The following is a 15,537-nucleotide window of genomic DNA, read 5'->3' on the forward strand; positions in this document are numbered from 1 at the left end:
CTACCTTCCCAGTGTACTGAACTAGCCGGGCGGCAAGTAAGTAGCCGGCCGGAGCGGGACCCAGGGGAGTGGGAACGATGGCGGACACGAAGACACCAGAGACCGAGCCGGAGAAACAGCCCAGAAGCGTGCGGGTCGTCCTGCTCGCGCTCATGATCACCATGATGCTCGCGATGCTCGACAACATGATCGTGGGCACCGCGATGCCGACGATCGTCGGTGACCTGGGCGGCCTCGAACACCTCTCGTGGGTCGTGACCGGCTACACGCTGGCGACCGCCGCCTCCACCCCCATCTGGGGCAAGATCGGCGACATGTACGGGCGCAAGGGCGCCTTCATGGCGTCGATCGTGATCTTCCTGATCGGCTCCGCGCTCAGCGGCATGGCCCAGAACATGGGCGAACTCATCGGGTTCCGCGCGATCCAGGGCCTCGGCGCGGGCGGTCTGATGGTCGGCGTCATGGCCATCATCGGCGACCTGATCCCGCCGCGGGAGCGCGGCAAGTACCAGGGCATGATGGCCGGCGTCATGGCGCTCGCGATGATCGGCGGCCCGCTCGTCGGCGGCACCATCACCGACAACTGGGGCTGGCGCTGGTCCTTCTACATCAACCTGCCGCTCGGCGTGGTGTCCCTCATCGCGATCAGCGTGGTCCTGCATCTGCCGAGGAAGCGCTCGCAGGCGCGCATCGACTACCTGGGCGCCGGTCTGCTGACGCTCGGCATCACCTCCATCGTCCTCGTCACCACCTGGGGCGGCTCGGAGTACGCCTGGACCTCCGCGCGGATCATGGAGCTCGTCGCCATCGGCGTCGCCTCGCTCATCGGGTTCGTGTTCTGGCAGACCAGGGCCGCGGAACCGATCGTGCCGCTGCACATCTTCCGCAGCCGCAACTTCACCCTGATGTCCCTGATCGGCTTCATCACCGGCTTCGTGATGTTCGGCGCCACCCTCTTCCTGCCGCTGTACCAGCAGTCGGTGCAGGGCGCCTCCGCGACCAACTCCGGGCTGCTTCTGCTGCCGATGCTCGGCGCGATGCTGGTCACCTCGATGGTGGCCGGGCGGGTGACGACCAACAGCGGCAAGTACAAGATCTTCCCGGTCGTCGGCAGCGTCCTGATGGTGATCGGCCTGTACCTGCTGTCGACGATGGACACCGGGACCAGCCGCCTCACCTCCGGCGTCTTCATGGCCGTCGTCGGCCTCGGCATGGGCTGCCTGATGCAGATCACGATGCTGGTCGCCCAGAACAGCGTCGAGATGAAGGACATGGGCGTCGCGTCCTCGTCCACCACCCTGTTCCGCACCCTCGGCTCCTCCTTCGGCGTCGCGATCATGGGCGCCCTGTTCAACAACCGGGTCCAGGACGTGATGTCCGAGCGGGCCGGCTCACTGGGCTCGAAGATCACCGAGCAGTCCGCGCAGCTGGACGCGGCCAGCCTGGCCAAGCTGCCCGCGGCCGCCCGGGAGGCCTACCAGCACGCGGTGTCGGCCGGCACCCACACGGCGTTCCTGCTGGGCGCCGTGGTGGCGATCGCCGCGCTGGTGGCGGCGGTGTTCGTGAAGGAGGTTCCGCTGAAGGGGGCGGGACCGCAGAAGGCGAACGACGGGACCGACGGTCCGGCCGTCGCGCCGCCGCCCATGGCCGAGGCGGTCTGACCCCACCAGCACTGAACGAAGGCCTCCGGCGGTGTCCGCCTCGGGGGCCTTCCTCATGCCCCCGTCCCACCTCGCCGGAGAGGCTCTCCCGCACGCGAGGAGGCTCTCCGGCACCGAAAGCAGGCGTCTGTGCTCGGTGAGGATGACGGAGGAAACGGAGAGAACCGAGTCGGTGGCAGGTGGCATCGGTGGCGGCGGCGCCTACGGCGCAGGCGGGGGCCGACGGCGGCCCCCGTACCGACCGACCGACGGCGGGCGCGGTGCCCGGAGCGGCAGCAGTGCCGGCGTCCGCAGCGGTGCCGCCCACGGCCGCCCCCGGCGCCCGCCAGGTGCCCGCCGTGGGGTGTGGCACCGGTCCGGGTGGTGGTCGGGGCGGTGGTCCGGCGGCGGGCCCCTCACGGCATCGTCGGATAGCTTCCGGTGTTGGTCGGCGCGTGCTCGGGCAGCCACAGGACGGCCACGGCGCCCTCGGACGGTATGTGCTCCGGGGCCCCCGCGGGCCGCACGTTGCGAAAGGTCAGCCGGGCTCCCAGGACGCGGGCCTGGCCCGCCGCGATGGTGAGGCCGAGACCGTGTCCGTGCCCCGCCCGGTCGGCGCTGCCGGTGCGGAAGCGGCTCGGCCCATCGGCGAGCAGATCCGCGGGGAAGCCGGGGCCGTGGTCGCGGACCCGGATGACCCGGCCCTCGACGGTGACCTGGATGGGCGGCTTGCCGTGCCGGGCCGCGTTGGCCAGCAGGTTGAACAGCACCCGCTCCAGGCGGCGCGGGTCGGTCGTGACCATCGACTCGTGCACCACCCGCACCTCGACGTCCGGGTCCTTGGCCGCCACCCGGCGGGACACGAACTCGCCCAGCACGATGTCCTGCAACTCGGCACGCTCCGAGGCGCCGTCCAGCCGGGCCACTTCCAGGACGTCCTCGACGAGGGTGCGCATGGCCTTGGCGCGGTCCAGCACCAGCTCGGTCGGCCGGCCCGGCGGCAGCAGCTCGGCCGCCGTCAGCAGTCCCGTCACCGGAGTGCGCAGTTCGTGTGCGATGTCCGCGGTGACCCGCCGTTCGGCCTCCAGCCGCGCCTGGAGGGTGTCCGCCATGGCGTCCACCGCGCTCGCCAGGTCGTCGGTCTCGTCCCGCACGACCCCGCCTATCGCGTCACGGACGCGGACGTTCGTCTCGCCCCTGGCGACCTGGTTCGCCGCGGCCGCCGCCTTGCGCAGCCGGCGCGACATCTGGCCGCCGATGAGGACGCCGACCGCGCTGCCGCCGAGGACGACCGCGATCGAGCCGATCACCAGGGCCTGGTCGAGGTCCTTGAGGATGTCCGTGCTGCGGTCGGTGAACCCGGTGTGCAGGGACAGCACATGCCCGCCCTTGACCGGCACGGCGGCCCAGATGTCCGGCACCCCGCCCCCGCGGTCGGAGACGAACGTCACCCGGCGGCCTTCGCGGACCTTCTCGCGCAGCGCGACCGGCAGCCCGACGTCGTCGATCTTGATGTTGGGGAAGTTCGGCCGCCCCAGCTTCTCGTAGTTGGTCTGGGCGATCTGGACGCGTTCGTCGGCCAGATCGCGCGCGTTGTCCAGCATGGAGACGCGCGCGGCGTTGTGCACGACCAGGCTGAGCGCGATCGCCACCAGCGCGCCGACCAGCGCGATCGCCGCGCTCAGCTTCCATCGCAGCCCCGTGCGCAGGCCCAAGCCCTCCACGCGCGCCGGGCCCAGGTGCCGGATCATCCCCCGCATACTTCCGTCCCCGCCCCGCTCAGGCCTTCAACTTGTAGCCGAAGCCGCGGACCGTCTCGATGCGGTCCTGGCCGATCTTCGTGCGCAGCCGCTGCACATGGACGTCGACGACCCGGGTGTCGCCGCCCCAGCCGTAGTCCCACACCCGCTCCAGGAGTTTGTCGCGCGAGAGGACGGTGCCCGGAGCGGAGGAGAACTCCAGCAGCAGGCGCATCTCGGTCGGGGTCAGCGCCACCGGCTGCCCGGCCCGGCGCACCTCCATGCCCTCCGTGTCGACTTCCAGGTCGCCGAAGGCCAGCACACCGCCGGCCGGGGCCGCGTCGGGCTCGGCGCGGTCACCGCCGCCGGCGTGGCCGAACCGGCGCAGCACGGCCCGGATCCTGGCGACCAGGACGGCCCCGTCGAACGGCTTGGTCACATAGTCGTCGGCGCCGGCCTCCAGGCCCAGGACGACGTCGATGGAGTCGGCGCGCGCGGACAGCATGATCACCGGGACCGTGGACTCGTCCCGGATGCGCCGGCACAGGCTCACGCCGTCCAGGCCCGGGACCATGACGTCCAGCAGCGCGATGTCGGGGCGGTCGGCGCGGAAGGCCTCCAGGCCGGACAGGCCGTCGGGCATCGCGGTCACCGCGAAGCCGTCCCGCTCCAGGGCGAGCTGGGTGGCCTCGCGGATGACGTCGTCGTCCTCGACGAACAGAACGTGGGTCTGGTCTGCCATCCCGGTGCTCTCAGTTCTCGTTGCGTGCTCGTGTGCGTGTCGGCGGGGCGCCTGACGGCCGTCGGTCATCGGGCACCGTTGGCCGTGGTGGCCGTGGTGGCCGTGGTGGCCGTGGTGGCCGTGTCCTTGGCCGTGTCCGTCGTCCGTCATCCGTCGTCGGTCAGTCTGTCGGGTTTCTGTCCGCCTGCTGTCAGGTACACCCCCTGGGGGGACGCGCGGGACGCCGCGAGCGTTCACTGTCCGCCCGCCCTCGCCCGCTCCCGCCCCTCCACCAGATGATCGGAACGAGCGGCCCGATCGGTTCACGCCGACCCGAAAAATCTTCGGCCGGTGGCTCCCGCGCAGGTCAGCCGGTCGTCGGCACCGGTGTGGGCTCGTCGCCGACGACGCTGCTGTAGTCGTTGTGCCAGCTGTACTCCTTGCGGAAGCGGCCCGCGACCCAGCGGTACGTCACCACGTTCTCCCCGGAGGGGCTGGAGACGGGGTCGCCCTTCTCGTACACCTGGTTGGTCACCACCAGGTCGCCGCGGTCTATCTCGGCGTAGACGGGGGGCTCCTCCGCCTTGAACACGTTCGCGTAGCCGTCGCCGTCCTCCCGGTAGACGTAGGAGCCGAGGCCGACGATGTCGCCGCAGGTGAGCACGTTGACGATGAGGTCGTCGCCGGAACCGCCGGTGAGGTGTCCGTACGACACGTCGACCGGGTACTCGTCGCCGGCGCAGGGCTTCAGCTCGTTCTTGACCTCCGCCGACACCGCCGGATCGTTCTTGACGAGGCGCACCGCTTCCGTACGGTCCGGGGCGCCGGTGGGAGAGGCCGAGGGCGGGGCCGTGGCGCCCACGACCGCGTCGGCGTGCGCCGGGCCCTCGTCCCGCGCGCCGGTGCCGCCGGTGCCGCAGGCGGAGACGAAAAGGGCGAGGGCGGCGAGCACGGTCATCGCCGTGATCGCCGCCTGGATGGTGCCTCGGGCCGGTGTGGGCCCGACCTGGGTCAGGCCGCCGCGCAACGCTCCCGCTCCTCACGCTCCAGCGCGCGTGCGTCCAGATCGCGGGCTTCCAGCTCCTCACGGAGCCGGGCGAGCGCCCGGTGCAGCGTGCTCTTGACCGTTCCGGCCGACATGCCGAGGGCGGCGGCCGTCTCGTCCGTGGACATCTGCTCCCAGTGTCGCAGCACGACGACGCTCCGCTGCTTGGGTGCCAGCACCTTCATCGCGTCCATGAGCAGGGCGCGGTCGGCGTGCTGCTCGGTGGAGTCGTCCACGCAGGCGTCGGGGAGCTGCTCGGTCGGCACTTCCTCCAGCTTGCGGGCCCGCCACCACTCGGTCCGCGTGTTGATCATCACCCGGCGCAGGTAGGCGTCCGCGAGCCGCTTGTCCGCGATGCCGTCCCAGCGGCCGTACGTCCGGGCCAGCGCGGTCTGCAACAGGTCCTGGGCGTCGACCGGGTCCGGGACGAGCCGACGTGCGCTGCGCAGCAGCGCGTCCTGCCGTGTGCGGACGTATTCCTCGAACTCGAGCACCTCGCCCTGCGCCATGGTCAACCGCCTCCGATTCCCCGTTCCGGCGGTGGTCATCGCCGGCTTCACTGCTTGTGGTCTGCGGCCCGCCGGATCTCCGCCGGGTACGCAGATGAAGCTACGGAGGTGTTGTCACGGCGTTGTCCGAAGGAGCCTTCGGCCAGCGCTCAGCTGTCCGTCGGTTGTGTAACGGCCATGAGTTCTGGGTAGGAGGAAGGATCGGTTCGCCGGGTTATGGAGAGATTCGTCCTCGCGTCGGCCGTGACGAACGCCCGGCGACACCCGTGACAGTCCCTCGCGACCCCCTCGAAGCTCCCTCGCGAAGCCCTGTCGTGGCCCCCCGTCGCAGCCCGCTCGCTGCTAGTCGGCCTCCGTCGCCGACCATGAGGAAAGCCGCCGCCGGCCCTGACGAACGCCGACGGCGCCCCTGACCAACGCCAAAGGTGGCCGTGACGAACGCCGACAGGAGCCGTGACGAAGGCTCCCGGTGTAGGGCCGACCGGGCGTCAGGTGAGCGGCAGCCGGTACAGGCCGTCGGGCAGCGGCTCCACCAGCCCGTCCGCGACCAGTCCGTCCAGCGCACGCGCGCGTTGCACCGGCTCGTGCCATACGCGGTCGAGGGCGGCCTGCGGCACGGGGGCGTGCGCGTCGCGCAGGACGGCGAGCAGCTTGCCTCTGACCTGCCGGTCGGTGCCGGCGTAGGTCTGGCCGCGGCGCGCCGGGCCGTCGTGTTCCGGCTTGCCCGCGAGCCGCCAGGCGCACTGCGCGGCGATCGGGCACCGCGCGCACGCCTCGTTCCTGGCCGTGCAGACGAGCGCGCCCAGCTCCATGGACGCCGCGGCCCAGCGCGCGGCCGTCGGCTCGTCGTCGGGCAGCAGGGCGCGGGCCAGTTTGCGCTCGGCGGCGGTGGTGGCGTTCGGCGGGTACTGCACGCCGCGGACGGCGCGCGCGAAGACGCGGCGGACATTGGTGTCCAGGACGGCGTGCCGCTGCCCGTAGGCGAAGGAGGCGACGGCCGCGGCCGTGTACTCGCCGATGCCGGGCAGTGCCAGGAGCTGTGCGTGGTCGGACGGCACGTCGCCGCCGTGCCGTTCCGTTATGGCCACCGCGGCGCCGTGCAGGCGCAGGGCGCGGCGCGGGTAGCCGAGCCGCCCCCAGGCGCGCACGGCCTCGCCCGGGGCCTCCACGGCGAGGTCGGCGGGGCGCGGCCAGCGGGCGATCCACTGCTCGTAGACCGGCAGGACGCGGCTGACCGGCGTCTGCTGGAGCATGAACTCGCTGACCATCACCCCCCACGCCCCGGCCTCGGGGCGTCGCCAGGGGAGGTCGCGGGCGTGGTCGTCGAACCAGTCGATCACCGGGGCGTGCAGATCCGCTCCGGGGGCGTCGGCGTCCGCGCCGGCGCGGTCATGGAAGGGGCTGCTGCTGTGCGGGGGCTTCGTGGGAGCAGTCATGGCCCTACCGATCCTGCCATGCGCACCGCGGCACGCGCGCGTACCGCCACTTGACCGGGCCGCACGGCGGAGGCGTCTCCCGCGCGGACGCCGAGGCCATGGCCAGAGCTGCAATGCGTGCGATCGGCAACGGCGGCGCGGGCGCGGGCGGCGAAGTCGGCTGCGCGGAGGGCCGTTTCCGAAATGATGATCCGGAAAAGTTGTGTTCTCGGCGGCGGGTGCGGCCAGGGAACGCGTCGATCTCTCGTACAGTTTGGGCCGTGGGATCACTGCGCAATCCGGTCGGGCCGCTTCCCTCCTCCATCTACTGGCGACGGAGGGCCGTACTGCTGTCCGTGTTCGCCCTGTTGGCGTTGCTGGTCCTGTGGGTGACGACGTCGGGCGGAGGCGGCGGCCGGAACGGCGCCGACGGGGGCGGCGGCAAGAACCCCGCCTCCTCGATCACGCCGGGGCCGTCCGGGTCGGGGCCCGCGATCAGTCAGAAGCCGGGCGGCCGGGACGAGTCGAGCGGGGGCGCCACCGGCGGGTCCGGCTCGGGCACGGGATCCGGTGCGGGCTCGGGCGGCGGCGCGGGAACCGGTGGCGCGGACGGCGGTGCGGCCGGCTCGGGCGACCTCGACGACGGCGTCAACGGCAGCGCGAGCGGCAACGGCGGCGTGGGCGCGATCGGCGGCGGGGGCGCCATCGGGGGCGACGGAGGCACCGCCACGACGCTGCCGGCCGGCACGACGCTGCCCAACTGCGCGCCCGGCGCCGTGACGTTGACGCTGCGCAGCGTCCGCAACGCGTACTCGCCGGACGAGGCCCCCACTTTCAGGCTGACGGCCCGGAACAGCTCGGCCGCCGACTGCAAGGTCGATCTCGGGCCGAAGAAGGCGGTGTTGACGATCACGAAGGCCGACGGTGACGACGACTACTGGTCGTCCGCGGACTGCCCCAAGGGCGCCGGGAGCCTGCTGTACCGCGTGCCGGCCCGAAGCAGCTTCACGTACACCCTGAAGTGGGACCGCAAGCCGAGCGCTCCGCAGTGCGCCACGCCTCCGGCGGGCACGGCCGGAGCGGGCACCTATCTGGTGGAGGCCAAGGCCCCGGGATTCGCGAAAGCGCAGACGTCCTTCGTCCTGAAGAGCGACTGAGTCACCGCGCGGCCGGCGCTGAGCGGCGCCGGCACACAACCTCGTCGGTACGCGCCCCCGGTCTGCGCCGGTACGCGCCCCGGTCTGCGCCGGTGCGCGTCCTGGTCGGTTCAGCCGGTCAGACGTAGCGCTCCAGGATCGACGACTCGGCCAGCCGGGACAGGCCCTCGCGCACGCTCCGGGCGCGCGCCTCGCCCACGCCGTCCACCGTCTGCAGATCGTCGACGCTCGCCGCGAGCAGTTTCTGCAGGCCGCCGAAGTGCTCGACCAGACGGTCGATGATGGCGCCGGGCAGACGAGGCACCTTCGCCAGCAGGCGGAAGCCACGCGGGGAGACCGCCGAGTCGAGCGCCTCGGGGGAGCCGGTGTAGCCCAACGCCCGTGCCACCGTGGACATTTCGAGCAGCTCGGCGTGGGAGAGCGCGTTCAGCTCGTAGAGCGCCTCGTCGACCGTGCGGGAGCGCTTGGCCGTGGGCTCGGGGACGTAGTCGCGGACGACCAGCTCGCGCTCCGGCTCCACGCCCGCGATCAGCTCGTCGAGCTGGAGGGCGAGCAGCCGCCCGTCCGTGCCCAGTTCGACCACGTATTCGGCGATTTCGGTGGCGATGCGGCGGACCATCTCCAGCCGCTGTGCCACCGCGGAGACGTCCCGGACCGTCACGAGGTCCTCGATCTCCAGCGCTGACAACGTTCCCGCGACCTCGTCCAGCCGGAGCTTGTAGCGCTCCAGGGTGGCCAGCGCCTGGTTCGCGCGGGACAGGATCGCCGCGGAGTCCTCCAGGACGCGGCGCTGCCCGTCGACGTACAGGGCGATCAGGCGCATGGACTGCGAGACCGAGACGACCGGGTAGCCGACCTGCTTGCTGACCCGGTCGGCCGTGCGGTGCCGGGTGCCCGTCTCCTCCGTCGGGATCGTGGGGTCCGGCACCAGCTGGACGCCGGCGCGGAGGATCTTCGACAGGTCGGAGGAGACCACGATGCCGCCGTCGAGCTTGCACAGCTCGCGCAGCCGGGTGGCGGCGAACTCCACGTCCAGGACGAACCCGCCCGTGCACATGGCCTCGACGGTCTTGTCGGAGCCCAGGACGATGAGCCCGCCGGTGTTGCCGCGCAGGATCCTCTCCAGGCCGTCGCGCAGGGCCGTGCCGGGAGCCACCGCGCTCAGCGCGGCACGCATCAGGCCGTCGGCACCGGAACTCCCACCGGACTTTCCGGGAGCTGCCGCCCGGTCGTTGGCTGCCACTGCACTCCTCCGGTCACAGGTCTGGGACGCTCCCGTTCCGCGCACTCGTTTCGTACGGACGGGCGAGACCAGGGCAAAGTCTACCGGCGGTCCTCCGACTCCCGTGGGGCGTCTCGGCGACGGGAGCGCGGCAGGACCCGCAGGGCGTCCCCCATGTCCGCGACCTCCAGGACCTTCATGCCCGCCGGGATCTTGCCGGGGTCGCCCGGCACGAGCGCGTGCGTGAAGCCCAGACGATGGGCCTCGGACAGTCTGCGCTGGACGCCCGTGACCCGTCTGACCTCGCCCGCGAGGCCCACCTCGCCGATCGCGACGAGGTTCTTGGGCAGCGGGGTGTCACTCGCGGCGGAGGCCAGGGCGAGGGCGATCGCCAGGTCCGCGGCCGGCTCCGACAGCTTCACCCCGCCGACCGTGGCGGAGTAGATGTCCCGCTTGCCGAGGGCGGTGATCCGGCCGCGCTGCTCCAGCACGGCCAGCATCATGGAGACGCGGGAGGTCTCCAGGCCGGACGTCGTGCGCCGGGGCGAGGGGATCTGGGAGTCCACGGTGAGCGCCTGCACCTCGGCGACCAGCGGGCGTCGGCCCTCCAGGGTGACCGTCAGACAGGTACCCGGGACCGGTTCGTCACGACGGGTCAGGAAAAGTCCGCTCGGGTCCGTAAGGCCCGTGATGCCCTCGTCGTGCAGTTCGAAGCAGCCGACCTCGTCGGTGGCGCCGTAGCGGTTCTTGACGCCGCGCACCAGGCGCAGCCGCGCGTGCCGGTCGCCCTCAAAGCTAAGGACGACGTCCACCAGATGTTCGAGGAGGCGGGGGCCGGCGATCGCGCCGTCCTTGGTGACGTGGCCCACCAGGAGCGTGGACATGCCGCGTTCCTTCGAGGCACGGATCAGGGCGCCCGCCACCTCGCGGACCTGGGCCATGCCGCCGGGCGCCCCGTCGATCTCCGGAGAGGCGACCGTCTGCACGGAGTCCACGATCAGCAGGGACGGCTTCACGGCGTCCAAGTGGCCGAGGACGGCCGCGAGATCGGTCTCGGCGGCCAGGTACAGATGGTCGTCGAGCGCGCCGATGCGGTCGGCGCGCAGCCGGACCTGCGACGCCGACTCCTCGCCCGTGACGTAGAGGGTGCGGTGCTCGGCACTGGCCGACTTGGCCGCCACGTCGAGCAGCAGCGTCGACTTGCCGACGCCGGGCTCCCCGGCCAGCAGCACCACCGCGCCGGGCACGAGCCCGCCGCCCAGGACGCGGTCCAGCTCGGGCACGCCGGTGGGGCGTGCGGTGGCCTGGCGGCCGTCGACCTGGCCGATCGGGAGCGCGGAGGTGGTGACCCGGCCCGGCGCCGTCGTGCGGACCGCGGGCGTGCCGTACTCCTCGACCGTCCCCCACGCCTGGCACTCGGGGCAGCGGCCGAGCCACTTGGCCGTCTGCCAGCCGCACTCCGTGCAGCGGTAGGACGGTCGGTCCTTGGTGGTCTTCGTACGGGCAGCCATGGGGGCAACCGTAACCGCCGCCACCGACAGCCGGACGGGCCTGTGGACGAGCGCGCTCCCGAAGGCCCCCGCGCCGCCCCTCCATGCCCTCCGCAGGCCGCGCTCCGCCACCCGCCGCCGTCGCGCCCCCGCCGCCCTCCGTCATCACCCCGCGACCCCTCCGCCGGCCCCCCGGTCGGCCCCCCGTCGCTCCCTCGTCGCCGTCCGCGCGCGGGGGCGCACGGCGGGGCGGGCGGCGGCGCCCCCTGCGATCCGGCCACGCCCCGTCACGAACGAGCCATCGGACCCGCCTTCCGGGTCCCCTTATGAGGGATCGTTTCACCCGTACGGATTAAAAGGACTCAAGGGACAAGTGGACCTCGTTCCGCGCCGCCTACGGTCGCACGGGTGATGAGCAGCAGCCCGGAAACCTCGACCCGCACGACCGGCGCGCACCGGGCGCACCGGGAGGCGCGCGACACCGCTGCGGCGCGCACGCTCGCGCAGCGGCCGCCCGCGCGCTACGAGCCGTACCTGGACGGCCTGTTCACCTACTGTCTGTCGGTCCTGTGCGACCACGACGCGGCCACCGCCGCCCTCGGGGACGCCCTCGCGTTCGCCGAGCGGCGCGGGCAGCGGATGCCGGACGCCGCGGGCGACCGCCGGGCCTGGCTGTACGCCCTGGCCCGCTGGGCCTGTCTGCGCAAGCTCACCGAGGCCAGGCAGAGACGCCGGAGCACGCACGCCGCGCACCGCGACGGCGGCCGCCGCCGCCCGGCCGGGAAACACACCACCACCGCGACGCCCGCGGCCTCTCCGGCGTCCTCGGCGTCCTCGGCAGACGCGGCTCAGGCCGCAGGCGCCGTCCCTTCCGCCTCCGCCTCCACCTCCGCGCCGGCTTCCGTCTCCAGCCCCTCTGTCGCGTCCGGGGGGCCCGTCCCCGACGGGCTTCAGGAGCGGCGGCGGCGCGAACTCGCCCTGCTCGCCTGGCCGGAGGCCGCCGGCACCTCGCCGGAGCAGCGCGAGGCCCTGGAACTGGCCGTGCGTCATCACCTGGCCGCGCACGAGGTCGCCGCCGTGCTCGGCAGGGATCTCGCCGCCGCCCGCGAACTGCTCGCCTCCGCGGCCTGTGAGGTCGAGCGCACGCGCGCGGCGCTCGCCGTCGTCGAGACCGGCGGCTGTCCCGGGGTGAGCCGGCTCGCCGGTGAGAACCAGCTCGTGCTGAGCGCCGCCCTGCGCCGCGAGCTGGTCCGGCACGTCGACGACTGCCCGCACTGCCGCCGCGCCGCCGAGCGCGCCGTCCCCGGCCGCTGGCCCGGCGCCGGCGTCACCCCCGCCGAGCTGCCGATCCTGGAGGCGCCCCGCGCGCAGCTGCACGTCGCCATGGCGAGGCCCTCCCGCGCGCGGGGAGTCGCCGTGCCGCGCTACGACCGGCGCGGCTTCCCGATGGACCCCAAGGACCGCGCCGCCCGCCGGGAGCGCCTGCGCGCGCGTGCGGTCACGACGACCGTCGTCGCCACCGTCGTCGCCGCCCCCGTCATCGCCCTGTGGGCGGCCTACCGCGGCACGCCGACGGGGGAGGGGGCCGAGGGCCGCTCGGCCAGCGCGGGCGAGGCGCACGGCCCCGGCGGCTTCGACGGCGAGACCGGGGGCGGCTACGAGAACGCCGGGAACGTCAGCACCCGGCCCGGCGCCGGCCCGGCCCGGCGCGGCGAGCCGGACGTGTCCGTGGAGGTCATCAGCGTCAGCGGACTCGGGCACGGTGCGGCCGGCCGGCTGTCGGTGAAGGCCGTCACCAGCGGCGACACCACCCTCATCACCCTCGCCGCGTCCGCGGAGGCGGAGAAGCCGATCCGCTGGTCGGCCACCACGGCGGCCCCCTGGCTCTATCTGAGCCGTACCACGGGCACGCTGAAGCCCGGCGAGTCGGTGACGGTCAGGGTGTACGTCGACCCCCTGCGCGAACCCTCCGGGCACTGGCACGCGCGCGTGGCGATCGCCCCGGCGGGCGCGGTCGTCTCGATCGAGGGCTACGGCACCGCTCCCGGCCCGTCCCACCCCGGCGACGGGCACGGGCACGGGCACGGGCATGGCCACGGCCACGGCCACGGCCATGGCCCGGGCCCCGGTGATCCGCCCCCCACGTCCGGCCCGGAGCCGACTCCGACGGCCCCGTCCTCCCCGGACCCCACACCGACGGCCCCGCCCACCTCGGCGGACCCGGAGCCGACGCCCGGGGACCCGTCCCCGTCCGCCCCGGACAGCCCGTCCCCGACGACCGACGACGACCCGCCGAGCCCGGCCACGTCCTGAACGGCCCAGGCGGGCCGACGGCCCGGACCCACCGGCGCGACCGGACCCCACCGGCCGCCGGGTTGCCGCCTCGGCGCGATCGGCTAGGCGGGATCGCCCCTGTCAGGCCGGTCGACCGGGGCGACGGCGGCGGTCGGAGCGGCAGCAGGGGGGACCGGGTCCGCCGGGTGCGGGGCCAGCAGGGGGAGCTGTGCGGCGAGGCGCTCCTCGCACAGTTCGACGAGGCGGTCGTAGCCGGCCTTGCCCATCAGTTCGGTCAGCTCGGGGCGGTACGACACGTACACCGGGTCGCCCGCGCCGTGCGCCGAGGTGGCCGACGTGCACCACCAGTGCAGGTCGTGGCCGCCCGGCCCCCAGCCGCGCCGGTCGTACTCGCCGATCGACACCTGGAGCACGCGCGTGTCGTCGGGCCGGTCGATCCAGTCGTAGGTCCGCCGCACCGGAAGCTGCCAGCAGACGTCCGGCTTGGTCTCCAGCGGCTCGCGGCCCTCGCGCAGGGCCAGGATGTGCAGCGAGCAGCCCGCGCCGCCGGCGAATCCCGGCCGGTTCTGGAAGATGCAGGAGCCGTTGAACGGGCGGGTCTGGCGGGAGCCCTCCTCGTCCTGCGAGACCCAGCCGCCGCGCTCGCCCTCGGCGTGGTGCTGCCAGATGTCGGGGGTGAGCCTCGCCACGTGCTCGGCGACGCGCTTCTCGTCGTCCTCGTCGGAGAAGTGGGCTCCCAGCGAGCAGCACCCGTCGTCCGCGCGGCCCGCCTGGATGCCCTGGCAGCCGCTGCCGAAGATGCAGTTCCAGCGCGAGGTCAGCCAGGTCAGATCGCAGCGGAAGACCTGCTCGGCGTCGGCCGGGTCCGGAAACTCCACCCACGCGCGGGCGAAGTCCAGGCCCTTCTCGTCGCCGGCCGGAGCCTTGGCCGCCGCGGTCTTGCCGGGCTTCTTCGGCGGCTTCACCGGCTTCGCCCGCGAGGGGCCGCCGGCGGGTTTGTCGGCCTTCGCCTTGTTCGTCTTTGGCACCCGTCCAGGGTAAGTCGCCCAAGGCCGCTCCGGGGACGTCGTCCACCTCCCGGGCGCTCCGTTCGCGACGACCTTCCGGGCGCTCCGTTCGCGACGACCTCCCGGTCGCTTCGTTCGCGACGGGCGTTCCGACCCGCGCCCCCTGGACCGTCCGGTGGGCAGTAGCGTTCCCTGCATGAGACTCGGTGTCCTCGACGTGGGATCGAACACGGTGCATCTGCTGGTGGTGGACGCACACCCGGGCGCGTGCCCGCTGCCCGCGCACTCGCACAAGGTGGAACTGCGCCTCGCCCAACTCCTCGACGGGGACGGAGCGATCGGCGCCGAGGGCGTCGACCGACTGATCGCGGTGGTGCGGGAGGCGCTCCAGGCCGCCGAGGACAAGGGCGTCGAGGATCTGCTGCCCTTCGCGACCTCGGCCGTGCGCGAGGCCAGCAACGCCGACGAGGTCCTCGCGCGCGTGCGGGCCGAGACAGGTGTGGAGCTGCAGGTTCTCTCCGGCGCGGAGGAGGCCCGGCACACGTTTCTCGCCGCCCGCCGCTGGTTCGGCTGGTCGGCGGGGAAGCTGCTGGTCCTGGACATCGGCGGCGGTTCCCTGGAGATCGCGTTCGGCATGGACGAGGAGCCCGACGCTGCGGTGTCGCTGCCGCTGGGCGCGGGCCGTCTCACCGCGGGCTGGCTCCCCGGCGACCCGCCCGAGGCGGAGGACGTCCGGGCCCTGCGCCGCCACGTCCGTGCGCAGATCGCCCGCACGGTCGGCGAGTTCGCCCGGTTCGGCGCCCCCGACCACGTCGTCGCCACGTCGAAGACCTTCAAGCAGCTCGCCCGCATAGCCGGCGCGGCCCGCTCCACCGAGGGCCAGTACGTCCAGCGCGAGCTCAAGCGGGAGTCCCTGGAGGCCTGGGTGCCGCGGCTGGCGGGCATGACGGCGGCGCAGCGGGCGGAGCTGCCCGGGGTCTCCGAGGGCCGCGCCAACCAGCTCCTCGCCGGTGCGCTCGTGGCCGAGGGGGCGATGGACCTCTTCGGCATCGAGTCGGTCGAGGTCTGCCCCTGGGCGCTCAGGGAGGGCGTCATCCTGCGCAAACTCGATCACATGGCGTCGGCGTGACGGACCGGACGGACTGACGGACCCGACGCGTACCCGCCCGACGTGACGTACCCGACAAGAGGGCGCGCGCGGCGGCCGGACGGCGTACCGAACGGGGAGCTGAGCTGCGCTTCGGGCGGCGCGAGGGCACAACTGCGCGCGGGCGTCCGGGGCGCGAGGGCCCCGCAC

12 protein-coding genes are annotated in these 15,537 nt (G+C 73.4%); 4 read left to right on the forward strand and 8 right to left on the reverse strand.

Features of this window, described 5'->3' with window-relative positions:
• The first annotated feature begins 77 nt into the window (after positions 1-77).
• Entirely contained in the window at positions 78-1,661 is a 1,584-nt protein-coding gene (locus tag OG802_RS20045; RefSeq protein ID WP_329412385.1) for an MDR family MFS transporter, read from the forward strand.
• A gap of 395 nt (positions 1,662-2,056) precedes the next feature.
• Here OG802_RS20045 and cseC read toward each other — a convergent pair whose 3' ends face one another.
• From cseC to OG802_RS20070, 5 genes are all read right to left on the reverse strand, one after another.
• Positions 2,057-3,400, reverse strand: coding sequence for a two-component system sensor histidine kinase CseC (gene cseC, locus OG802_RS20050; RefSeq protein ID WP_329412387.1), 1,344 nt, complete (start codon positions 3,398-3,400; stop codon positions 2,057-2,059).
• 19 nt (positions 3,401-3,419) lie between these two features.
• Positions 3,420-4,121 (reverse strand): two-component system response regulator CseB, encoded by a 702-nt coding sequence (gene cseB / locus OG802_RS20055; protein ID WP_329412388.1) that lies wholly within the window; start codon positions 4,119-4,121, stop codon positions 3,420-3,422.
• 346 nt (positions 4,122-4,467) lie between these two features.
• Positions 4,468-5,127 (reverse strand): hypothetical protein, encoded by a 660-nt coding sequence (locus OG802_RS20060; protein ID WP_329412390.1) that lies wholly within the window; start codon positions 5,125-5,127, stop codon positions 4,468-4,470.
• Positions 5,112-5,654 (reverse strand): SigE family RNA polymerase sigma factor, encoded by a 543-nt coding sequence (locus OG802_RS20065; RefSeq protein WP_329417220.1) that lies wholly within the window; start codon positions 5,652-5,654, stop codon positions 5,112-5,114. Before OG802_RS20065 ends, OG802_RS20060 begins: the two co-directional genes overlap by 16 nt.
• A gap of 488 nt (positions 5,655-6,142) precedes the next feature.
• Positions 6,143-7,090, reverse strand: coding sequence for an A/G-specific adenine glycosylase (locus OG802_RS20070; RefSeq protein WP_329412391.1), 948 nt, complete (start codon positions 7,088-7,090; stop codon positions 6,143-6,145).
• A gap of 260 nt (positions 7,091-7,350) precedes the next feature.
• On the opposite strand from OG802_RS20070, the gene OG802_RS20075 reads away from it, so the two are divergent.
• The gene (locus OG802_RS20075) at positions 7,351-8,226 is read left to right on the forward strand and encodes a hypothetical protein (protein ID WP_329412393.1); all 876 of its coding nucleotides are present in this window, start codon (positions 7,351-7,353) and stop codon (positions 8,224-8,226) included.
• 118 nt (positions 8,227-8,344) lie between these two features.
• Here OG802_RS20075 and disA read toward each other — a convergent pair whose 3' ends face one another.
• On the reverse strand, positions 8,345-9,469 hold the full coding sequence (disA, locus tag OG802_RS20080) for a DNA integrity scanning diadenylate cyclase DisA (protein WP_069773158.1): 1,125 nt from the start codon (positions 9,467-9,469) through the stop codon (positions 8,345-8,347).
• Between the two features lie 80 nt (positions 9,470-9,549).
• On the reverse strand, positions 9,550-10,959 hold the full coding sequence (gene radA / locus OG802_RS20085) for a DNA repair protein RadA (protein WP_329412396.1): 1,410 nt from the start codon (positions 10,957-10,959) through the stop codon (positions 9,550-9,552).
• Positions 10,960-11,349: 390 nt separating this feature from the next.
• Here radA and OG802_RS20090 point away from each other — a divergent pair, with 390 nt between their 5' ends.
• The gene (locus OG802_RS20090) at positions 11,350-13,251 is read left to right on the forward strand and encodes a hypothetical protein (protein WP_443055282.1); all 1,902 of its coding nucleotides are present in this window, start codon (positions 11,350-11,352) and stop codon (positions 13,249-13,251) included.
• Between the two features lie 83 nt (positions 13,252-13,334).
• Here OG802_RS20090 and OG802_RS20095 read toward each other — a convergent pair whose 3' ends face one another.
• Complete coding sequence (locus OG802_RS20095; protein ID WP_443055283.1) at positions 13,335-14,261, reverse strand: hypothetical protein; 927 nt, start codon at positions 14,259-14,261, stop codon at positions 13,335-13,337.
• Positions 14,262-14,436: 175 nt separating this feature from the next.
• Between OG802_RS20095 and OG802_RS20100 the strand changes: the two genes are divergently transcribed.
• Entirely contained in the window at positions 14,437-15,369 is a 933-nt protein-coding gene (locus OG802_RS20100) for a Ppx/GppA phosphatase family protein (protein ID WP_329412398.1), read from the forward strand.
• Positions 15,370-15,537 lie beyond the last annotated feature (168 nt).

Source organism: Streptomyces sp. NBC_00704 (assembly GCF_036226605.1).
Lineage (GTDB): Bacteria > Actinomycetota > Actinomycetes > Streptomycetales > Streptomycetaceae > Streptomyces.